The 21,357-nt window shown below is 68.9% G+C and carries 17 protein-coding genes and 1 pseudogene; 10 read left to right on the plus strand and 8 right to left on the minus strand.

Annotated features, from left to right (window positions below; genetic code table 11):
* Positions 1 to 374 precede the first annotated feature (374 nt).
* From AB0915_RS12085 to AB0915_RS12100, 4 genes are all read right to left on the minus strand, one after another.
* The gene (locus AB0915_RS12085) at positions 375 to 941 is read right to left on the minus strand and encodes a YcxB family protein (protein WP_366690983.1); all 567 of its coding nucleotides are present in this window, start codon (positions 939 to 941) and stop codon (positions 375 to 377) included.
* Between the two features lie 155 nt (positions 942 to 1,096).
* Positions 1,097 to 2,188, minus strand: a complete 1,092-nt coding sequence (locus tag AB0915_RS12090; protein ID WP_366690984.1) for a hypothetical protein — start codon at positions 2,186 to 2,188, stop codon at positions 1,097 to 1,099.
* A gap of 257 nt (positions 2,189 to 2,445) precedes the next feature.
* Positions 2,446 to 2,862 carry an SRPBCC family protein gene (locus tag AB0915_RS12095; RefSeq protein WP_366690985.1) on the minus strand — a complete coding sequence of 139 codons (417 nt, stop codon included), beginning with the start codon at positions 2,860 to 2,862 and terminating at the stop codon, positions 2,446 to 2,448.
* 19 nt (positions 2,863 to 2,881) lie between these two features.
* The gene (locus AB0915_RS12100; protein ID WP_366690986.1) at positions 2,882 to 3,253 is read right to left on the minus strand and encodes a VOC family protein; all 372 of its coding nucleotides are present in this window, start codon (positions 3,251 to 3,253) and stop codon (positions 2,882 to 2,884) included.
* A gap of 128 nt (positions 3,254 to 3,381) precedes the next feature.
* Here AB0915_RS12100 and AB0915_RS12105 point away from each other — a divergent pair, with 128 nt between their 5' ends.
* Positions 3,382 to 4,197: an AraC family transcriptional regulator gene (locus tag AB0915_RS12105; RefSeq protein ID WP_366690987.1), complete on the plus strand. Its 816-nt coding sequence runs from the start codon at positions 3,382 to 3,384 to the stop codon at positions 4,195 to 4,197.
* Between the two features lie 243 nt (positions 4,198 to 4,440).
* Positions 4,441 to 5,568 carry a hypothetical protein gene (locus AB0915_RS12110; protein WP_366690988.1) on the plus strand — a complete coding sequence of 376 codons (1,128 nt, stop codon included), beginning with the start codon at positions 4,441 to 4,443 and terminating at the stop codon, positions 5,566 to 5,568.
* Positions 5,569 to 6,095: 527 nt separating this feature from the next.
* On the opposite strand, the gene AB0915_RS12115 is transcribed toward AB0915_RS12110, so the two are convergent.
* Positions 6,096 to 6,311: a hypothetical protein gene (locus AB0915_RS12115; protein WP_366690989.1), complete on the minus strand. Its 216-nt coding sequence runs from the start codon at positions 6,309 to 6,311 to the stop codon at positions 6,096 to 6,098.
* A gap of 26 nt (positions 6,312 to 6,337) precedes the next feature.
* Positions 6,338 to 7,420 carry a glycosyltransferase family 2 protein gene (locus AB0915_RS12120; RefSeq protein ID WP_366690990.1) on the minus strand — a complete coding sequence of 361 codons (1,083 nt, stop codon included), beginning with the start codon at positions 7,418 to 7,420 and terminating at the stop codon, positions 6,338 to 6,340.
* 553 nt (positions 7,421 to 7,973) lie between these two features.
* Between AB0915_RS12120 and AB0915_RS12125 the strand changes: the two genes are divergently transcribed.
* Positions 7,974 to 9,353: a cellulose binding domain-containing protein gene (locus AB0915_RS12125; protein ID WP_366690991.1), complete on the plus strand. Its 1,380-nt coding sequence runs from the start codon at positions 7,974 to 7,976 to the stop codon at positions 9,351 to 9,353.
* 312 nt (positions 9,354 to 9,665) lie between these two features.
* Positions 9,666 to 11,132 carry a SpoIIE family protein phosphatase gene (locus AB0915_RS12130; protein ID WP_366690992.1) on the plus strand — a complete coding sequence of 489 codons (1,467 nt, stop codon included), beginning with the start codon at positions 9,666 to 9,668 and terminating at the stop codon, positions 11,130 to 11,132.
* Positions 11,133 to 11,474: 342 nt separating this feature from the next.
* On the opposite strand, the gene AB0915_RS12135 is transcribed toward AB0915_RS12130, so the two are convergent.
* Positions 11,475 to 11,885, minus strand: coding sequence for a VOC family protein (locus AB0915_RS12135; RefSeq protein ID WP_366690993.1), 411 nt, complete (start codon positions 11,883 to 11,885; stop codon positions 11,475 to 11,477).
* Between the two features lie 109 nt (positions 11,886 to 11,994).
* Here AB0915_RS12135 and AB0915_RS12140 point away from each other — a divergent pair, with 109 nt between their 5' ends.
* The 6 genes and pseudogenes from AB0915_RS12140 (at position 11,995) to AB0915_RS12165 (ending at position 17,572) form a co-directional block, all read left to right on the plus strand.
* Positions 11,995 to 12,252 carry a hypothetical protein gene (locus AB0915_RS12140; RefSeq protein ID WP_366690994.1) on the plus strand — a complete coding sequence of 86 codons (258 nt, stop codon included), beginning with the start codon at positions 11,995 to 11,997 and terminating at the stop codon, positions 12,250 to 12,252.
* Between the two features lie 189 nt (positions 12,253 to 12,441).
* Positions 12,442 to 13,620: a PP2C family protein-serine/threonine phosphatase gene (locus tag AB0915_RS12145; protein WP_366690995.1), complete on the plus strand. Its 1,179-nt coding sequence runs from the start codon at positions 12,442 to 12,444 to the stop codon at positions 13,618 to 13,620.
* A gap of 218 nt (positions 13,621 to 13,838) precedes the next feature.
* Positions 13,839 to 14,171: pseudogene (locus AB0915_RS12150) on the plus strand (hypothetical protein); the annotation flags it as partial.
* Positions 14,095 to 15,186, plus strand: coding sequence for a LysR substrate-binding domain-containing protein (locus tag AB0915_RS12155; protein ID WP_366690996.1), 1,092 nt, complete (start codon positions 14,095 to 14,097; stop codon positions 15,184 to 15,186). The pseudogene AB0915_RS12150 and the gene AB0915_RS12155, both read left to right, overlap by 77 nt.
* Positions 15,187 to 15,311: 125 nt before the next feature.
* Positions 15,312 to 16,604: a D-arabinono-1,4-lactone oxidase gene (locus AB0915_RS12160; RefSeq protein ID WP_366690997.1), complete on the plus strand. Its 1,293-nt coding sequence runs from the start codon at positions 15,312 to 15,314 to the stop codon at positions 16,602 to 16,604.
* The gene (locus tag AB0915_RS12165; protein ID WP_366690998.1) at positions 16,601 to 17,572 is read left to right on the plus strand and encodes a pyridoxal-phosphate dependent enzyme; all 972 of its coding nucleotides are present in this window, start codon (positions 16,601 to 16,603) and stop codon (positions 17,570 to 17,572) included. The genes AB0915_RS12160 and AB0915_RS12165 overlap by 4 nt, the downstream gene beginning before the upstream one ends.
* 252 nt (positions 17,573 to 17,824) lie before the next feature.
* Here AB0915_RS12165 and AB0915_RS12170 read toward each other — a convergent pair whose 3' ends face one another.
* Entirely contained in the window at positions 17,825 to 20,260 is a 2,436-nt protein-coding gene (locus tag AB0915_RS12170; RefSeq protein ID WP_366690999.1) for a FlgD immunoglobulin-like domain containing protein, read from the minus strand.
* Between the last annotated feature and the right edge of the window lie 1,097 nt (positions 20,261 to 21,357).

Raw genomic sequence — 21,357 nt, forward strand, 5'->3', positions numbered from 1 at the left:
GGCGTTCTGCACCATGCTCAGGCTCGACCCAAAAGCGCCTGCGCCGGCCTGACCCTCTACGCGGTCCTCCGCACCCTTCAGGCCCTCCTGGCCACCTGGACCGGCGCCTGCTCGATATGCGGCCAATCCGCACCGACACCAGAACCACACCACAGGACCTAACAAAGCCCTACTAGGTGTTCTTTCCTGGGAGGTTGTGGACGGGTGATGCAGGTCTCGGCTGAGGGATCTTGAACGGGTGAGGGCGGGCCTGGCAGCGTCGAGGCCACGATTTTGTGGCTGCTCTCCGCGGCCGCGTACAGGGTGGCACCGTCGTCGGACACCGCCAGACCGGAGCCCCCGCTGACGCCGCTCACCGAGTCGACGAGGGTGCGTCACACGCGAGTGGTGTGCTGGTCCAGGATGGCCCGCAGCCGGTCGAGGTCCCCGGCCTCATGCACCTCCCGCTTGGGCAGGACACCGACGTACATGATGTTGGGGTCCCGGCTGAGCAGGACGAAGTGACCGGCCGTCTCCCGGTACCCCTGGAAGACGGACCACTTCTGGAACAACGTGCTGTGGTCGCTGCGGCAGGTGATCCCGGCCGGAGACACGCTGACGCGGTACTCGCCCTGCCATCCGATGAGCCGTTGAACGCTGGTGGCCTGTAGCCGCGGGTACCCCCACACCACCAGGATGACGAACACGACCAGAACGGTTGAGACCACGTCGACACTCCCACGGCCCACGGCGGAGAGCAGCCACTGCCCTACCCACAGTGTGAGGAACACGCCCCGCAGCAGCAGCCCGATCCGCTTGATCCGATTGCGGACCCGCAGGCCGACCAGTGTGTCGGCAGGCTGGGGCCGGTACACCAGATGGACCGCAGTCTGTTCGTCCACGACGACATCGGAGTATTCCGCGCCGTTGTCGGTGCCTTCGGCGCTGTGGTCCTCGGCCATGAACCCTCCCCGGTACGACGACCTGCGGATCTTACCGAACCTCAGTGCCGGGGCAGACGGCCGCCGTGGCGGGGCAGGTGGCGGTCGAGTACCAACCGCTGACCTCGGATCAGGTTGCGGACTGTGCCTTCCACAGCCGTGCCGAGGCGGAAGGTTCAGGGCTGGGTGAGCCGCTGGAGGAGCGTCCCGATTTGGTCCTTGTCGGCGATCAGCGGCAGCGTGTCGAAGGAGAGCTCCCACTCACCCCCGGGGCCGAACCGCTCGACGATCCCGAAGGGGACGTCAGCCCCCTTCTCGCTGGTTACCTTGCCGTGCCACTCGACGTAGGTCGTGGTTTCACCGAACGCGACCTGGCCCGCCTTCAGCTGGACGTCGGCGTGATCGAAGAACCTCTTGAGGTACGCGGTCTTGCCCGCGTTCGTACCCAGTGGCCGGTCCAGCCCCGGGGCGGTCAGCCGGGCGTTCCTCATCCGGCCGGCCAGCGCGGAGACGTCCCCGCTGTTCCATGCCGCCAACCGGGCCGTGATCTCGTCGGCCCGGAACCGCTCGGGTGCACCGCCGGCCCCTTCGCGGGTCGCGGGATCCGCGTCGGCGATCCCCTCGAAGAGGGGCCGCAGTTCGGGGGCGATCGGCTTGAACATCTCGTAGCGGTCGTAGTAGCGCCGCGCCTGAATCGTCTTGCCGTCGTCGGAGAGCACGTTCCGGGCGATCTGGGGGAAGGTCACCTTGTGCCCCTTGATCGTGACCTCGTTCTGCTGGCCGAACATCATCACCGCGCCGTCGGCCACCACGGAGGTGCCCCGGTACCGCAGGTCAGGGGCGAACTGGAGTGTGCGGGTGATGGAGTTGCCGATCGCCGTGTGTCCGCGCTGCGGGTCGCCGCCCGCCTCCCAGAGGGTCGCCTCCCCGTCGAAGATGTCCAGATAGGCCTTGACTCTCGGGTGGTTGAGATCGCCCAGCGCCGGCGGCGTGCCGGTCGGCGTCTCACCGAAGGTGATCTGCCGCTTGAGGAACGCGCACGCGTTCGGGGTGATCCGGCCCTCCAGTCTCTCGACCTTCTCCCGGACCCCCGCGCATCCGCTGTCCTCCGGGACGGCTGCGGCCGCCGTGGAGGTCGCGGCGGCGGACACGGACGGGCCGGCCGCCACCGCGCCGAAGGACAACCCGGCGGCCATTGTCGCTGCGAGCAATCCGGTCTGCCCCAGTAGCGTCTTCTTCGCGCGCCGTGCCCGCTGTATTGCCACCATGGTGATACCCCATTCTTGATCCCTGTTGCCCGCTGAGGCCCGGCCCGGCCTGGGTGCGGAGCGCGCCCCGCCCGGGTGAGACCACCGTTCCAGCCGGCGCGCGGAGTATCGATTACCTTCCGGGTAATGCCGGGCCGGGGCAGGCCCGGCGGCATGATGCCGATCGGCTTCCCGCTCCGGCCGATGCCCGTGCCCGGTACGACTCGCCCGCCTGTCGGGACATCCTCCGGCTGTGTACGCGTAAGGCCGCGCAGGCATCAGGGAACGGGGGCGGCCGCGGCCTCGAGGGTCCGCCGGATCACCCGGATCCCCTCGTCGACCATCGCGGCGATGGGCCCCGCCAGGCCGTGCGGCTGGACGTCGATGATCCAGACGAAGCGGCTCCGACCGCCGGCCTCAGTGAATACCTGCATGGAGGCGTGGTGGTGGACGACGTCCAGGGATCCGCCGACCACCGCGTAGGCGATGCGCCGGGCGTCGTCGTCGAGCGAGGCGATGAGCTCGTGCGCCACCGTGCGGTCCGCGAAAGTGACCACCCGGACGTCGCCCTCGACGCGGGTGTCGGCGACGAAGCCGGGGGCGAGCCTGTGATGGACCTCGCCCCAGTCGCGGATCGCCGCCCAGACCTCTTCGGGGCCGGCCTCGATCAGGGCCTCGCGGTTGATGGTTGCCATGTGCTGTGCTCCGTTCCTGTCAGTCGGTCGTGGCCGGGATCAGGCAGAAGGGGTGGCCCTCCGGGTCGAGCAGGACGACCCACTGGCCGTCGCCCGGCTGGAAGGCGGGCCGGGTGGCCCCGAGGGCGAGCAGTTCCTCGACCGCGCGGGCCGGGTGGGGGGTGGTGAAGTCGAGGTGCAGGTGCTTGCTCCCCTCGGGCCACTTCGGCGCCTGGTAGCCCTCGACGCGGACGAAAGCCAGTCCCGCCCCCGTGCCGGCCGCGCTGAGGGAGGCGAAGTCCTTGTCGCTGTAGGTGAGTTCCCAGCCGGTGGCCTGCTGGTAGAAGGTGGCGAGCGAGACCGGGTCGGCGCAGTCGACGACCACGGTGGTGAGCTGTTCGAGAACGGGCATGAGAGGACTCCAGAATCGTGAACGACCGGAAGCCGAACGGGCTTCGGTGAGGAGCCTCGCCCGGCCGCCCCGCCCGGGTCTTGAACATCCTTGCGCGGATGTCAGACCCGGCGCGTAGCGTTCGCAGGGTGCTCATCGCCGTTCCTGTCGCCACGCGCCCCGACTTCGGCATCAGCGCGGTGTCCTGCCGCGCCGACCACACCCGCTGGTCGGCGCCGGAGGTACGTGCCGACTACCGGGTGGTGCTCGTGCGCCGCGGGCGGTTCCGCAGGATGGCCGCAGGCGTTCCCGCCGACATCGACGCGACCCTGGCCTACGTGGGCGTTCCCGGCGAGGAGGAGAGCTTCGCTCACCCCGCCGGGGGCGACGTCTGCACATCGATCAGCGTGACGCCGCAGCTGTGGCGTTCTCTGGCCGGGGACAGCGCGGGACCGACTGCGCAGACGCTCTGCACCGACCCGAGGCTCGACCTGGCTCACCGGCGTCTCCTCGTTGCCGCCCGCTCGGACGACACCGACTACGCGGTCGCCGAGGAGCTGCTGGGCCTGCTGTCGACGGCGATCGGCCGCACCGCCGCAGGACCGACTCCGCTCGGAAATGCGTCAGTCGAGCGCGATCGGAGTCTCGTGGCGGCTGCCCGTGAGGCGATCGCCGAAGGAGACCCGGCCGCGGACACGCTGTTCGCGCTGGCCGATTCGCTCGGTGTCTCCCCGTACCGCTTGAGCCGGGCGTTTCCGCGCCAACTCGGCGTCTCGGTGACTCGCTACCGCCACCGCGTTCGCATCGGCCGCGCCCTCGACCGCCTGGAGGCCGGCGAGACCAGCCTCAGCAACCTCGCCGCCGATCTCGGCTACGCCGACCAGGCCCACCTCACCCGGACCATGCGCCAGTACCTCGGCCACACACCGACCACCCTGCGACGGCTTCTGGCTCCCGCCCCCTGACCGCGCGTATCCCGGGGCGACAGCGATGCCCGAGGCACGGGGGCAGACGAAGGCCCGGACCGCCAGGCGACCACACGTCCGTCTCGGGGGCCTTCTGGTCCGCAGGGTCGGGCAGCCCACAGCGAGGGAGGCGGGCAAGCATTCTGCACACGTGCGGGCTTCAGCGACCGATGGAGCGAAATCCCCGAGGACAGCGCATGTCCGTGTGCACCGAATCTCATCATCACATTTAACGTGACGCTCATGAGAACTAACTTTCTGTCACCAATGGTGCGAGGGCTGTCCGCGTTGGCGGCGGCCGTGGCCATCGGAGTAACGGCTGCCGCAGGTACTGCCGCAGCCGACGGGACGTTCCTCGGCCGCCTGCACACCGTGCGTGAGATCTCCTCCACGGTCCCTGAGAACGGCGACGAGAACCCCTATGGCACGGCCGTGGTCCCGCGCGACCACGGGAAACTCCACAGAGGCAACGTGCTGGTCAGCAACTTCAACAACAGCCAGAACCAGCAGGGCACGGGTACCACCCTGGTCCAGATCAGCCCGCGCGGCACCGCCAAGCTGTTCGCCCGGATCGACCCGAACCATCTGCCCGGCCCATGCCCCGGCGGTGTGGGGCTCACCACCGCCCTGAGCATCCTGCCCGGCGGGTGGGTGGTGGTCGGCAGCCTCCCGACCGCCGACGGCACCTCCGAAACCGCCCAGGCAGGTTGCCTGCTGGTGCTGGACAGCCACGGCAGGGTCCGCGAGACGCTCGCCGGAGGCGGCATCAACGGACCGTGGGACATGACCGCCACGAGCAGCGGCGACCGTACCGACCTGTTCGTCACCAACGTGCTCAACGGCACGGTGGCCGGCGGCGGCGACGAGGTGGACCAGGGCACCGTCCTGCGCATCACCCTCAGGCGCCATGGCAATCAGCCGCCGAAGCGGGTGCGGACCACCACGATCGGCTCGGGTTTTGCCCAGATGACCGACCCCGCCGCCCTGGTGATCGGCCCCACCGGCGTCGGCCTCGCCAAGGACGGCTCGCTCTACGTCGCCGACACGGTCAAGAACCGCATCACCGTCATCCCGCGCGCGCTGACCCGGAAATCCAGCGCCGGCACCGGCCGGGTCGTCAGTAGCGGCGGCAAGCTCAACGGCCCCCTCGGCCTGGCCATCGCACCCAACGGCCACATCCTGACCGTCAACAGTGGTGATGGCAACATCGTCGAGACCACACGCAGGGGCCGCCAAGTGGCCTTCCGGCAACTCGACAACAGCGGCTCCCCGCCTGGCGCGGGTGCGTTGTTCGGCCTGGCGGTGGACTTGGACTGTGACGCCGTGTACTTCGTCGACGACGCCACCAACTTCCTCAACGTCCTTCAGTGATCCACGAACCCGCACACGCACCGGGCCGATCCTGCTGTGCGCCCTGAAACGCAAGGGGCCCCGGATCACTCCGGGGCCTCCGCGGTGGTCCCGGTGGTGACCGCGACGAGAGTGGCAACGGACTCGGTAGGGAGGTGCCGAAGGCAGCCAGGATCGTGCCAAGCGTTGGGAGCCAGGGGGAGCGGCGCGGATGCGCGCCCGGCGCACCACCGGACCCGGGAGGTCCGAGCGCTGCCGGCTGACCGCACCGGACGAAGGCGAATGCAACCAGAACTGCAACCGGAGGAGCTCGGAACGGGAGCGGTGGCCCGCTGCGGCCGGGCTTCGCCGATGCGGACCGTACCCTCGGCCGTCTCGGCGACAGGGGCGTATCGGAGTGGTGGGCTGCCCCCGGACTGCTGAGCACACCGTCCGTTATCGGGTGGCGGACATGTTGGCGGTGTGAGTCTGTGGGGCGGTTCGCTGCCGAACGGAGCCGCCGGAAGTGCCTTGCCAACGGCATGGCGGACGGCACCCACCGGGGTCCGTCACCCGGAAGTGACGCCCCTGGACCTCACCCTTCCGTTGGCCGCGCGACGGTCCGCGCGACGTCGCCTGACGGACGCCATGTACGTGACCAGGGACACGGCCACGACCGTCAGGGTGATACCGAGCACGATCTCATCGAGGGTCGCCACCTTGGTCACTGCGTAGGCTATGCCCGCGAGCACCGCGCACGCCCCCAAGCCCCTGAGGGTGTTCATCTCTCTCCCTGATTTGGTTCCACGACTTACTTCCACGCGGATACGCGGGTCACGTAGGACTTCACGATCGACGAAATGAGCCAGTAGGCCCGCACCACGGTGTACACGAGCTCGGGAAGCAGCAGGGCTTCGACGAGCATCGCCTTCCAGCCGAGGTTCCGTACCCGGAGTGCGGGATAAATGATCCAGAAGGCGAAAAGCGCCCAGAGGAGCGGTTGGTGGTAGAAGCCGTACGCTGCGAGCAGTACGAGTTGCTTGGAACCCCATCCCAGGATGTAGGCGAAGCCGATGACCCCCATGACCATGGTGGTGATGGAGTGCCAGGTGAACTTCGTCCAGCCACGGCGCCTCAGGGTGTCCACGGTCCCGCGGCTCCACCGTTCGCGCTGCTGGATCAGCTCGCGCAGTGTGGGCATGAGGTCGGTGTAGGCGATGCAGAGTTGGTTGGCCGTCACCTTCCACCCGGACTCCTTGAGGGCCAGCGTGGTCTCGTAGTCCTCGACCAGGTTCCTGTGGTCCTCCCAGAAGACCTCGCCCCGCCAGTCGATCAGCCCCTGGAGGGCCTCGGCCCGGTAGAAGGAACCGGCTCCCGACATGGTGTGGACGTCCTGGCGATAACGCGCGTTGGCGGCTCGGCCGTACTCGATGATCTGCATGCCGAGCAGGAAGCGCTGCCAGGGGCTGCGCCACAGGTCGGTGCGGCCGAAGCAGGCAGCACTGACGCCTCCGAGTTCCGGGTCGGACGCGATGACGTTGCAGGCTCGCTCGATGAACCTCGGGTGCAGTTCGGTGTCGGCGTCCATGACGAGGACGTGCCGCACCCTGTTGTTCAGCCGCCCGCCGACGGCCTCCCTGAGCCAGCGGAGGCCGAGGTTGAGGGCGCCCGCCTTCTTGTGGGGGTTGTCGGCGAAGTTCAGGACGACCGTCAGCGGCGTGCGCTCGTCGTTGGCGAACTGCCGCGCGTATTCCTCGGTGCGGTCGGTCGAGTTGTTGACCACCACGATGATGAGGTCGGGCCGTCGCGTCTGCGCGGCCAGGGACTCCAGCGACGTGAGGACCCCAACCTCCTCGTTGCGTGCTGGAACGAGGACGACGGTCTCATGGACCACCCCGCTCTGCGCCTCGGCGTACGAGGCGCGGCCTCTTCGGTGCCTGCTGTGTGATGCACGCCCCGATTCGACACGCGAACGGCGCGCCGTTGTACCCCCCACTGACGATCTCCCCACCCGATGCATTCACACAACGCCCCATGTTGTGCTCATGGCATGAAAAATCCCTCGGAAATGACCGCACCTAAGCCCGGCTTCCCATATCCGATCACCGAGCATCGCCTCCACGGTGGTGACTTAGTTGAACTACAGACGAACATTAAGAGTCCTGTTTGCGCGACAATGCCGCAGTAATTCGGACACTGGTGACCTATAAGGGACACAAGGGGGCGGTGGAGGGGAGTGACGGAAACCATGCCATCAGGGTGGAGGAAGTCGGACTCTGGAGCGTATGGGGGGAGTTGAGTACGATGCGCCGCGACGATCATCCATGGAACCCATGCGCGGCGCGTGGCTCGACTGCACGCCGGCGACCCACCGGGGAGCTTTTGTGAGCAACCGCCGACGCGACTCTCCTCGCCGCTCGCGGAATGCGGTCATATTCGTACTCTTCATGAGCGTTCTTGCCGCGGGTGGCACCGTGCTCTATTCCATGTGGCGATCCGCCCATCCCGAGCCCACCGTACTCACGGTCCGCTATCGCACCGATGCCCCGGCCACGACCGCCGTGGCGAAACCATGGCTGGAAATCATCAACACGTCGGGGAAGAGCGTCGATCTGAGTGACGTGACGCTGCGGTACTACTACACGGCGGACGACAACTCCGCGTACGGTTCCAATTGCGTCCAGACGTCCCTCGGCTGCTCCAACGTCACCCAGAGGACCGGCCGGGCCGACAATCCGGCCCCGAACGCCGACCACTACCTCCAGATCGGCTTCACGACGGCGGCGCGCAGCCTGGCACCGGGCAAAACGACCGAGGGCATCGGACTTCAGCTCTACCGCGTCGACCACAAGAAGCTGAACCAGGCAAACGACCGCTCGTTCACCGCCAAGCACACCACGTACACGCAGTCGAAGCTCGTGACCGCTTACGTCCGCGGCGCACTTGTCTGGGGGCAGGAACCGAACGGCGACACCCCCGCGCCCGAGCCGAGCACGTCCTCCGCGCCGAAGCCGGCCGTGGCCGCGTCGCCCACGGGCGTCCTCTTCGACGACTTCGACTACACCGGGCCCGACGACCCCGCGCTCTCCGCCAATGGCTGGGAGGCCCGCAGCGGCGCGGGCGGCCCGGGGATCAAGGACACCTGGTCGAGGGACGGCGTCAGCTTCCCTGCCGGGGAGGACGGCAAGAGGGGGCAGGCTCTCCAGCTGCGGGCGGACACGGACGGGACCGAGCATGGCACCCGGCAGTCCGAGTTCCACCGCACCGAGCCGACCGTCTTCACCGGCACCCTCGTCGCCCGGGTGTACTTCAGCGACAAGCCGACGAGCGGCAGCGACGGCGACCACATATCGGAATCCTTCTTCACCATCTCCCCCGACCCCGAGTCGTCGAAGTACAGCGAACTCGACTACGAGTACATGCCGAACGGCGGATGGGGCGCGTACGGGCCCCGGCTCGACACCACGAGCTGGCGTGGCAACGACCTGACCGACCTGCGGAACCGGGTCACCAGCTCCCACATCAAGAAACTCGGTGGCTGGCACACCGTGGTGATCACCGCGATGGACGGGGTGACCACCTACTCCGTGGACGGCCAGAAGCTGTTCAGCAGCGGCAGCGGGTACTTCCCGCGCGAGCGCATGAGCATCAACTTCAGCGCGTGGTTCATCGACCTCCCCTTCAAGGGCTCGCGCACCTGGGACATGCGGGTCGACTGGCTCTACCACCAGGACGGCCGGGCCGTGTCCGTGAAGGACGTCCAGAAGGCCGTGGCCGGCTTCACCGCCGATGGGACCCACTACGTCAACACCTTGCCCAAGTCCTGACGGGACCGCCAGGCGTCGTGGCGCACCGTCCGCCGACCCGGTTCAGGCCGGGATGCGGAGGCTCACGTGCGCGGCACCGATCAGGATGACCAGAACTGAGACCGGAACGCCGGGTCATACACACCGTGGATGCAGGAGAGGGTGCAGCCCCCTCGAATTACTGGCCCCAGGCACATACGCCTGTGCCTGAAACCCGGGTTCCGGTGGCAGGCCTCGCAGGAGCCGCAGCGTGCGGGTCGACCGCCGCAGGCTACGTATCGACTGGCAGCGCCACGTGAGCCCTGCTACACCGGAAAGGCAGGGAGGTGTGGCATGCCTCGTGATCTGACTAAGGGGCCGACCGCGCTCCTTGCGGCCGTGGCAGTCCCGCTCGCCGTCTGCGCGCTCCTGCTGCCCATCCGAGGCACCCTGTCCCCCACCAACGTGGCCCTGATCCTGATGTTGGCCGTCGCGGCGGTGGCCGCCCTCGGCTACCGTTGGGCCGCGGTCCTCACGGCCCTGTCCGCCGCCGTGTGGTTCGTCTTCTTCTTCACCACTCCGTACGAAAGCTTCACCCAAATAAGCAACCCGGACGATGTCGCCACCGCCGGACTGCTGCTCGTCGTCGGCCTTGCGGTCTCTCAGCTGGCTCGTCGCTACAGCCGCGAGCACGCCATCGCCACCACGCTGCAGCGCAGCCTGCTGCCCCGTGTGCTGCCGGACACCAGCGCCGTCCGGGCGGCGTGCCGGTACGTGCCCGCCGAGGGCGAGGTCGGCGGGGACTGGTTCGACGTGATCCCTCTCCCCGGGTTCCGCACCGCCCTGGTGGTCGGGGACGTGGTCGGCCGTGGTCTGCGATCCGCGGTCACCATGGGGCGGCTGCGCACCGCGGTCCGCAATTTCTCCACCCTTGACCTGCCGCCCGACGAGCTGCTGGCCCGCCTCGACGACGTGGTTCATCAGATGGATGCGGAGGCGGGCGCCAGCGAGGACGGGACCGCCGCGGCTACGTGCCTGTATGCGATCTACGACCCGGTCTCCTGTAGCTGCGCGATGGCAAGAGCCGGTCACTTTCCGCCCGCCATGGTCTATCCGGACGGCCGCGTGGAGATTCTCGACCTGCCTGAAGGTCCCCCGCTCGGTATGGGCGGACTGCGCTTTCAGGCCGACGAGCGGCAGCTGCCGGAGGATACGCAGCTCGTGCTCTACACCAACGGGCTCATCGAGAACCGGCACCGCGACATCGGGGCCGGCCTGAAGCTGCTGAGCAACGCGCTCTCCGGCGCGGGGATCGACCCGGAGGAGACGAGCGACACGGTCCTGGAGGCGGTGCTACCCGCCCGTCCAGTCGATGACGTCGCTCTCCTGATCGCCCGCACCCGCGCGTTTCCGCGTGACCGTATCGCCGAATGGGACATCCCGGCCCTTCCCGCCGCGGTGTCCGCCCTGCGCGCCGAGGTGTTCGAGAAGCTGGCCGACTGGAACCTGGAGGAGACGGCATTCACTACCGAATTGATCCTCAGCGAACTGGTCACCAACGCCATCCGCTACGCGGCGCCCCCGGTCCACCTGCGCCTTCTGCGCGATACCAACCTGGTGGTGGAGGTCAGCGACGGCAGTAGCACCTCCCCGCACCTGCGCTACGCAACAGCCATGGATGAAGGCGGTCGCGGAATCTTCCTCGTCGCCCAGTTCGCCGAGCGGTGGGGGACCCGCTTCACCCCCACCGGGAAGATCGTCTGGGCCGAGCAGTCAGCCCCATCAGTTCCTATCGCCCCCGTCCTGGCATCGGTTGCGTGACCGGGCTGGACTGCCCGAAGCCCTCCACAGGGCCTGCTGCCCGGGCCGGCCTCCGAGAGGGGAGACGTCCCCTTCGGGGTATCGCCGTCCGGAGATCGGATTACTTGATGGCCGAGTCAAGCCCGCCGCACTCGGATCCTGGAGCACCAGTTCGGAGGACGTCGTATGCGGGCGGCGGCTGACCTGCGAAGTCCCTGACCTGGTCCGGAGCATGGTCGGCGCCGCCATTCCCCGCGAGTCCCCGCCAGCTCTGGCACGAGAGTGGCACGCGAAACCGCCTTGCGAGCAGGGCCGCTCGGCGTCGTGTCTGTCGCGGCCCCCGTATGTCTCGGGGCTTTTGACTCACGCGGGCAGGTTCAGTTGCCAGGAGACCCCGAACCGGTCGTTGACCCAGCCGAACTTGGGGCTGAAGCCATAGTTTCCCAGCGGCATGAGCTCCGTTCCTTGCTCGGCGAGGGCCGCGTAGAGGCGGTCGATCTCAGCCTCGTTCTCGCATTGCACGAAGAGTGAGATCGCCGGTGTGAAGGTGAAGTCGTGTCTCGCGGGGCTGTCGATGCACATGAAGTGCTCGCCTGCGAGCGAGAACGTCGCGTGCTGCACGCTCCCGTCCTTGCCGGGACCATCGGCACCATAGCGGGTGATGCTGACGACCTCGGCGTCGTCGAAGAGTGAGATGTAGAAGGTCATCGCCTCCTCGGCGTTGCCCTCGAACATCAAGAACGTGGTGATCTTCTGTGACGTCGCGATCTCCATGCCGCTTGCTCCTTCGGCGCTATCAGGCAGTCAACGCGTGGCTACGGTAGCGCGGAGATCCTTCGGATCTTTCGGTCCCGGCCGGCTTCGCCGTGGAAGGCGCAGGAGGATGGACGGTCCCCAGATCTGTCCGGACCGGGGTTCCTTGCGCTGGTGGGGTGAACAAACTTTGAACCTGTGGCCTCATCCTTATCAGGTCGATCATGTCGGCTGGGTGCGCTGGACCCATCGGCCTTCTGCCTGGGAACCCGGTCCGCCGAGGTTCAATGCCGGTCGCCGCCATCCGCGCCTGTTGGTGGCAGCCGTTGATGTCAGCAGCCATCCGCCAATCGATCGCGGCGGCGGTCTGATCGAACTGGGTTCGTGATCGGGTGATAGCGCTCGGACCGGCGCATGAAGGCAGGCTCGGATGTGCTTCCATGCGTGAGTGCGCCCTCTGAGGCACGAGGGACGGCCACCGCGGACGGTCCGCTCCAAGGCCGCGTCCTGCGTGGTTGCTGCTATCACCGGTTTCCTGCGGTCGCGGGGCGATCTGTAGCGGTGCAGTGTGGAAGGCGTGGACTCCAGGCAGGGACGTGTGGGTCTTGGGCAGCCGTGGCAGCCGGGCCAGCTGCTGCTACTGATTCCTGTTGCGCTCATCGTTGTGATCACTGCCGCGGACATCGCGACTGGGCCAAACATCGTTCTCAGCCCCCTGCTGGTGGTCGCGCCCACGCTCACCGCGTGGTTCGCGGGCCCTTGGACGACGGCCGGTATCGGGGCCCTGGCCATGGCGGGCGAGACGGTCAGTAGCTGGCGCACCGGAACGTTGTCGTCACGGAGCGTGATGGTGGAGGTGATCGCCATCGCGGTGATCACCTCGTTGATCGTGTTCCTGTGTGCGGTGCGCGACCGGCACGCACGCCAGATGGCCCGGGTCCGGTCGGTCGCCGAGGCCGCCCAGCAGGTGCTGATGTGGCCGCTGCCGAGCCGGCTCGGCCCGCTGCGGCTCGCCTGTGTCTATCTGGCTTCCGAGGAGGAGGCCGATATCGGCGGCGACCTGTATGCCGCCGCCCGCACCGGCAGCGTGGCCCGCGTGATGATCGGCGATGTGCGGGGCAAGGGCCTGCCCGCCCTGGGCGAGGCCGCCCTCCTGCTCGGCGCCTTCCGCGAGGCCGCCCACCAGCACGCCTCCCTGCCCGACCTGGCCGCTTCCCTGGATCGGAGCATGACCCGCTACCTCCCCGACCTCGAATCGGAGGATGAGGCGGGAGAACGCTTCGTGACCGCTCTTCTGGTCGAGATCGCCGACGCCGAGCCCCTGGTCCGCATGACCAGCTGCGGCCACCCGGCACCCCTGCTGCTCGGCCCGGACAACACCGTCCACGTGCCCCGCCTCCACCCCGCGCCGCCACTCGGCGTCGGCGTCACGGATCCCGACAACCACGCCGTCGACGTCCTGCCCTTCGGCCCTGGGGACACGCTGCTCCTGTACACCGACGGTGTCATCGAAGCCCGTGACCACAACGGCGCCTTCTACCCACTCGCGGAACGTGCAGCCCAGTGGACCGACCACTCTCCAGAGGCGCTGCTCCACCGCATCGAACGCGACCTGCTCGCCCATACCGGCGGACGCTTCGGCGACGACGTCGCCCTCCTCGCCATCCACCGGGCCCCATCCCCCACCCCGGCAACCACCTTCAGCGCGTCCAGCGCGGACACGCCGACGTCAGCGGGCAGTAGTTGTGGGACATAGCCGCCGAGCGCCTGGGCGAGGTCTACTTCCGTGACCGCCGTCGTCGCGTGCATGGTCTGCTGGTGGAGTTCACCGACGTCGGCCACTTGGAGTCACGTAGTTGCTCAGCCGTCCTCGCGGTCGTCGTCCGCGTGGACAACCCACCGGTAGACCGCCGACGGACCGCTCCGTCGTCTGGGCCGGACTCATTTGCCCCCTTGAAGGAACCCGGCGCAATGGACGCGGGCGTGAAGGATGGCCGTCTGCGTGACGCTCGTCACACCGCCGCGGCCGTGCTCCTCATCCTCGGCGTCCCCGATGCCGTGGCCGACGCGATCATGGGTTGGGAGCCCGGGGGAGCGGCCCGGATGCGGGCCCGGTACATGCACGTCACGGGGACGATGCTGCGGAAGGTCGCGCAGCAAGTCGGAGGTGCGCTCTGGGTGCCGCCCGGCTCCTCGCTCCGTCCGCCCCAGGCCCGGAGCGGACGGAAGGATGCCAGGACTGTCCGAGTCGTGGGCCGACGAGACGGCCTACCATCTGGAAATCCGACGGCCGACCGCAGCGGCTGATCGAGTCGTCATCGCCGTAGAAAGCCACTACCGTGCCATGGACATCAACACCAGGCAGTTGCGCTACTTCGTCGCTGTCGCCGAGGAGCTGAACTTCACCCGCGCGGCAAGTCGGCTCCATCTCGCGCAGCAGTCGCTGAGTGCTCAGATCAGACAGCTGGAGCAGGCCGTCGGTGTGACGCTGTTCCGGCGGACGACCCGGAGCGTCGAGCTGACGTCCGCAGGCGTGACGTTCCTCGACGACGCGCGGTCGATACTGGCAGCGCTCGATCGCTCCGTCCGCGACACACGGCAGATCCAGGCCGACGAATCGCGCGTACTGACGATAGGCACCGGCGAGGGTGGGGCTCTGACTCTCACCGAGGCGATTCTCGCCGAGTTCCGGGCGCGCCATCCGGGTGTGCGGATCGACCTCAAGGTCTACAGCTACGCCGACCCGTCCGCCGGGCTCGCGGACGGGTCCGTCGACCTCGCCTACCTGCGGTTGCCGATCACCGGCGGGGACTGGCTGCGCAGCGAAACGCTGTTCGTTGAGCCCCGGGTGGTGATGCTGCCGACCTCGCACCGGCTGGCCGGGCGCAGCGTGCTGGGCGTGGACGAGCTGGTCGACGAGCCGATCATCGGGCACGTCTGCACCGATCAGGCGTGGATCGACTTCTGGTCGCTGGCCGAGTACCGGAACGGAACGCCGGCGGATTTCGTGGGCGCGGCGGCGTCGGTGCTCGAGGAATCACAGTGCGTCGGAGCCGGCCTGGGATGCGTCGTCACCGTGGCGTCGGCACGGTGGATGCCTTCGGTCGGCGTGACACTTGTGCCGCTCGCCGACGCGCGCGGCAGCGAGCTGGCCGTCGGCTGGCGCGCCGATCACGAGACCGACCTGATCCGCTCGTTCGCCGCCGTCGCGCGCGCGGTCCGTGACGCGAACCCGAAGGCCGTGAACGCGCTGGTGCATCCGGACATGAACGACCGGGTGCTGCCGCCGACGTCCGGCCTGATTCACAGCCAGAACGAGTGAGTCCGCGCGAACTGAGTGTTTCCGCCGCCGGGTGCCGCGCTCCTACGGTCGGCACATGCGAAGACGGATTCTCGACACAGCGTCCGTACGCCCGGGTGTCACCGACCTGGTCGGAGGCGCTCCCGATGTGGCGTAACTGGGCAGGCAACCAGACGTGCCGGCCGGCGGTCACGGCTGACCCCGCGACGAGAGCGGACGTGGCGCAGGCCGTGGTGCGGGCGGCCGCGGCCGGTCATGTGGTGCGCGTCGCCGGAGCATCGCATTCGTTCACCGACGCGGTCGTCACGGACGGCGCACTGCTGTCCCTGCGGCACTGCAACCGCGTGCTGGACATCGACCGCGCCACGCGTCGGATCAGGGTCGAAGCGGGCATCACGCTGCGCGAAATGAACCAGGTGATGGCCGAGCACGGTCTGGCCTTCCCGAATCTCGGCGACATCGAGGCGCAGTCGATCGCGGGCGCGACGGCCACGGGGACCCACGGGACCGGCTCACGCCTGCAGAACATCTCGGCCGCCCTGCACTCCATCGAACTGGTCACCGCCGACGGCACGACGATCGAGGTCAACGCCGAACAGGATCCGGACATCTGGCGTGCCGCGCGGGTCGGCGTCGGCGCCCTCGGTGTCGTCACCGCGGTCACGATCCAGGCGGTACCCGCTTTCACACTGGAGGCGGTCGACCGGCCGATGGCGGTCGAGGAGGTACTCGGCGATCTGGACGAACTGCTCACGGCGAACGATCACTTCCAGCTCTTCACCTTCGCGCACAGCCCGCTGGCGATGACGTCCGCGCGCAACCGGACCGGCCTCGAACCGCGGCCGGTCTCCCGCGCCCGCGCGTGGGTCGAGGACGAGTTCGTACAGAACCACCTGCTGCGCGCCGTGTGCGAACTCGGCAGGTTCGTTCCGCGGACGAACGCCCCGATGCAGCGTCTGGGTTCTCACCTCGCGGGCTACTCACACCGGATCGACCGCTCCGACCGGATCTTCACGACGCCACTGCGAGTGCGGTTCGTCGAGATGGAGTACGCGGTACCGCGTGAGCACACCGCCGAGGTGGTGCGGGCGGTGCGGGAACTGGCGCGGCGTCCCGAATTCCAGGTGACCTTCCCGATAGAGGTGCGGTGGGTCGCCCCCGACGACGCGTACCTGTCTCCGGCCGGCGGACGCGAGACCTGCTACATCGCGCTGCACCAGTACCACAAGCTCGACTGGGAGCCGTATTTCCGGGCCGCGGAGGCGATCTTCGACTCCTTCGGCGGTCGGCCGCACTGGGGCAAGCAGCACTTCCAGACCCCGGAAACCCTGCGCCCCCGCTACCTCGAATGGGACAGCTTCCAGGCGGTGCGCAGACGGCTCGACCCCGAGGGGCGGTTCGCGAACGCCTATATCCGTCGCGTGCTGGGAGAGGTATGAACACGGCGCTGCTGCACACGCGTTGTCCCGAGCTGGAGCGCACACTGCCGTTCCTCCGGCTCGGGGACGGCCCGACTCCGGTGCGAGAGCTCACCGGGACCACCCGGAACGACCTGTGGTGCAAGGACGAGAGCGGATACGGCTGGGGCGGCTGGGGCGGCAACAAGGTCCGCAAGCTGGAGTGGCTCCTGCCCGAGGTGCGACGGCGCGGGGCGCGCACCGTCCTGACCGTCGGGGCGACCGGGACGAACTGGGGCCTGGCGGCGGCGCTGTACGCGCGCGAACTCGGCATCGACACCGTCCTCGCCCTGATCGACCAGCCCGAGGACGAGCACGTGCGCGAGCAACTGCGCAGGCTGCGGGCGTCCGGCGCGACCATCCACTTCACCCGCACCAAGTTGTTGACGATCGCCGCCGCACCGTGGCTGTTCCTGCGGCACGCGCACGGACTGCGGCTGCCCTACTACCTGCCCGCCGGCGGCTCCGCACCGATTGGTGTGCTCGGCTACGTCGAGGCGGGACTGGAACTCGGGGAGCAAGTGGCGGCGGGCGAACTGCCCGAGCCCCGGCACATCGTCACCGCCGTGGGCTCGGGCGGGACCGTGGCCGGCCTGGCCCTGGGTTGCGCGCTCGCCGGACTGCGGTCGCAGGTGCTCGGCGTCGTGGTCAACGACACCCTGCCGCTCGCCGCGAGCGACCTGAACCGGCTCGCCGATCAGGCCGCGACCGTGCTGCGCGAGCGCGGAGCGGCACGCGACATCCCACCGCTGAGGCTCGCCTCGACCCGCGCCTACCTGGGCAACGGTTACGGCCACCCCACCCCCGAAGCCGCCGCCGCCGGGGACGTCGCCGCGGCCGCCGGACTGCGGCTGGAGCCCGTGTACACCGCCAAGGCGTTCGCCGCCGCGCTGACAGCCGATCTGGACGGCCCGGTGCTGTTCCTGAACACCTACGGCCCGAGGCAGTGAGGGAGGCGGTTCGTTTCGAGGGGCGACGCCGACCAAGCAGCGAGGGCGGACTTCTGCGGGTCGGCGACTGCCGCACAAACTGTGACCACGGAACGACGAAGGCCTCGACCGCTGAGCGGTCGAGGCCTTCGTACGCCCTGCTAAGTGCCGCCCGGCTTCCGCGGTGCCTTCCGCTGCTTGCCGAGGGGACGCGTGCGAGACCAACTCCACAAGACGTGCGTAAGTGCCGCCCGGCTGAGAGTTGTCCGTGCCTCAGCCAGCGGCGGTCTTCGTACGGCTGGTGAGCTCGACCGTGCCCGTGACCTTCAGGGCGACGCCGCTGCCGTCCGCGGGCGTGCCGGTGAGCTCCCAGGTGTAGGTGCCGTCGGTGACGTACCGACCGTCGCCGGTCCGGCCGTCCCACGAGAAGGCGACGGCGGCGGCGTACTCCTTGGCCGACCCGGTGAACACCGTGCGCCCGGCCTTGTTCCGGATCGTCACCTGGGCGCCGGTGACCGGCTTGGACAACTGCCAGTCGGCATCCCACACGGCGTCGGTCGCCGATGCGAGGTTCACGGACTGCTCGACCCGCGACTCGATCTCGGCCACCGGGGAGGTGGCGACGCCCGAGTCGACCACGGCGATCCGGGCGTTCTTCTCCTTCGCGTACGCGATAGCGCCGCCGAAGCGGTCGGCCTCCACGAGCGGGCCGTTGTACTGGGAGGTGAACGCCTCGATGGTGCGCGGCGCGTCCCCGATCGGCGTGAGGTTGAGCTGGCCGCGGTCGTAGTCGTACGCCACCACATAGCCGTCGCCGAGGGTGCCGCGCGGGGCCCACGACCACTGCTGGGTCTGCGTGTTGTAGACGCCGTGACCGGAGCTGACGGACCCCGAGGGGTAGCAGTCCCAGTACACCCAGGGCCCGACGGCCTGCATCTGCTGCGGCAGACAGCCGTTGTCGGTGATCGGCTCCGTTTCCGTCGCCGCGCCGGTCTTCAGGTCGACTGCCTGGAGCGTGCCCTCCGTGTCACCGGGCATCCACAGCTTGGTGCCCCAAGCCGCGAGCCCGCCCTGGCCCTGACGGACCCGGATCACCTTCGGCCCGCCGGACGCGTCCAGGTCGACGACGTACTGCCGGTCCTCCAGGCCGCGCCCGCTGTCGCCGAACACCACGTAGCGGCCGGAGGCAGAGCGCACGGTTGAGTAGTGGTCGGAGCCCGTCGGCATCTTCTCACCGGTCTGCGGGTCCACGGCGGGTACGACCGTCTTGGTGCCGTCGGCCGCCAGCACAACCAGTATCTGGGCGCCGTCCGCGTCGGTGGTGGCGACGACCGTGCGGCCGTCTCCGGTGCCGACCGGCTGACGAGAGTCGTAGACGCGCTGTGCCGTCTCGCCGGTCGTCTGCGCGTCCGGGCGCGCGAGCAGGGACCGCTCGCCCGCCGACGGGGCGGCGCCCAGGGTGATGTTCCGCTGGAAGAGTGCCGGCAGGTACGTGGTGTCGGACTCGGCCGTGACCAGGTGCCCGGCCGTGAGCGACAGCTGTGTGAGCTTGCCCTCCTTGGGCGCCACCTCGCGCACCGTCCGCAGCGCGGGTGCCCCGTCGTCGCCGATGAAGACCCGGCGCACGGCCCAGTCCCGGGCCGAGGCGCCGCCGGTGACGGCCACGCCGCCGCCCGGGACCTGCGCCATACGCCAGCCGGCGTGCGCCAGCAGGGTCTTCGGCTCGCCGCTGGCGATCGGCAGGGCGGTGAGCGGGGCGCCCTCGCGGACGAGGAAGTCGCCCGCGGCCTGCTCGATCTGGCGCGTGGTCAGCAGCCAGTCGCCGACGAGCCCGAGCCGCGGGGTGCCCTCGCCGCCCGAGCCGAGCTCGATCTTGGTATCGGCCGCCTCCGGGGTGGCGCGGGGCACCACGCGGGCCGTGGTGTTGCCGCCCTCGGGTGAGTACCAGGCGACGTACGCGTCCGCGAACACGACCTGGGCGTTCGTGCCGGTGGCGCCAGGAAACACCGGGGTGACCGCGGCCGTCGCCAGGTCCAGCAGACCGACACCGCGGGTGCCGTCGGGGTGCGCGTACCAGAGCGCCACCGTGCGGTCGTCGCCGCCGAGCGTCATGCCGTCTTCCGCGACCCAGCCGTTCAGACCGGTGACGGGGGTGTCGGTGAGCTGCCCGTCCGCCATGCGCAGCACGTGCAGGACATTCTTGTTGCCGTTCGCGTCCCGGGTGGCGGTGAGCACGGCGGAGCCGAAGACGCCCCGGTAGAAGTGGCCGTCCGGCAGCGTGTACTTGGTAGTGGTGCCGGACTTCATGTCCTTTAGCTGCACCCGGTTCGGGAAGTCGTAGATCGCGACGACGTCCCCGCTGGTGACGGAGACGTGGCTCGCTCCGTCGATCGTGTTGACGTCGTCGTACGGGGACGAAGCGGGCAGGTCGACCGGGGTACCGCCGTCCGGGGTCCAGCGGTAGTAGCCGAGCGCGCTCTGGTCCTTGACCTCCGTGCGCTCCACGACACCGCCGGGCCCCGCCCCGTACACCGGGTTGGCGACCGGCTTGAAGCGGTCGGGGGCCGGCATCGTCAGCGGGGCAGGCTCGGCGTGGGCATCCGACAGGAGGAAGGGCAGGGTTCCGCTGGCGGCCGTCAGGGCCACCGCAGCGGCGAGTCCACCGCGTACGAGCGATCGGTTTCGGTTCGGCTTGTGGCGTGCGGTCACACAGCACCTCCAAAAGGCATCGGGTGAAGGCCGTTCGACGCTGACACACGGGAATCGACGCGGAACAGCCCTCGGGAGCGGCGGCAAGGTAGCACAGCGGAGCTACAGAATTCGAACACCTGCGCGAAAGGGTTGTGGGTAGTCAAATCGGACCTTCCCGAGACACGAAAGGGCCGGAGCCCCTCCGGGTGGCCGTGCCGCCGGGCTGTCTCGCGAAAGGCTTCGCGGATGAAAGGCCGCCCAGCAGCCGGCTCACCTCGCGGTAGGACTCACAGGGGGTGACGCGGGCCGTCTCCAGCCGTCCGACGGCGGTCGGCAGCAACCGTTGACGACCCATTGGCAGCTATGCCGCAACTCCGTGGGCCATGTGCGGGACGCGGAGGGCACGCGCCCGGTCGTGGTTGGTCTTCTCCTGCGGCGCTCGCCCCAGAACTTCGTCAATATCGTGGTGGCAGCCGTGGCCGGCGCCTTGATGAGGTCAGCTATGGCTGTGATCATTTCGGAAGCGGCTACCGCTGGTCGAGGACCACGCGAGTCACGCCGAGCAGGCCGACGTGGTTCGAGCCGTGCAGGAGCATTGCCGACGCAGACGCCGCTTGGCTGGGCGCTCGACCTCGGGCTGGTGTGTCTCTCACCTGGTTCGATGGTCCGCAGGCGTCCGCGCTTGTCTGCTGCTGCACGTCGGTGTTGCCGCCCAGTTGGACACTCGGCGCTGTTCCTCGCTGAGACCATGAGTGGTCGCTGATGTTCTGGGCCAGGGATTGTGCAGTGCGGCGAGTTCCCTCAGGTCATTCGCGACCATGACCTGAGCGAGGCGTCCGGCGACGGCCACGACTTCCGGCCAGGCGGTTGACTGGAGATACTCCGCGTCGTTGTCGTCGGGCGCCTCGGCCGCCGCGGCGTTGAGCACGACACCGAGCTCTCTCATCAGAACGACCTCTTCCTCAGTTCTCAGACTGACGCCGAGGTACCGCTCGGGGTGGCTGTCGATGAGGAGTCGGCGCAGGTCGTTGCGCTGTCCGTCGCGTTGAGGCCCAGTGCTTCGGTGAGTCGGCGGAGATCGAGTCCGTCACGGTCGGTCGAGTTCGGCGGGTTCC

This window comes from Streptomyces sp. NPDC048411 (genome assembly GCF_040704695.1).
In the GTDB taxonomy this organism is placed as follows: Bacteria; Actinomycetota; Actinomycetes; order Streptomycetales; family Streptomycetaceae; genus Streptomyces.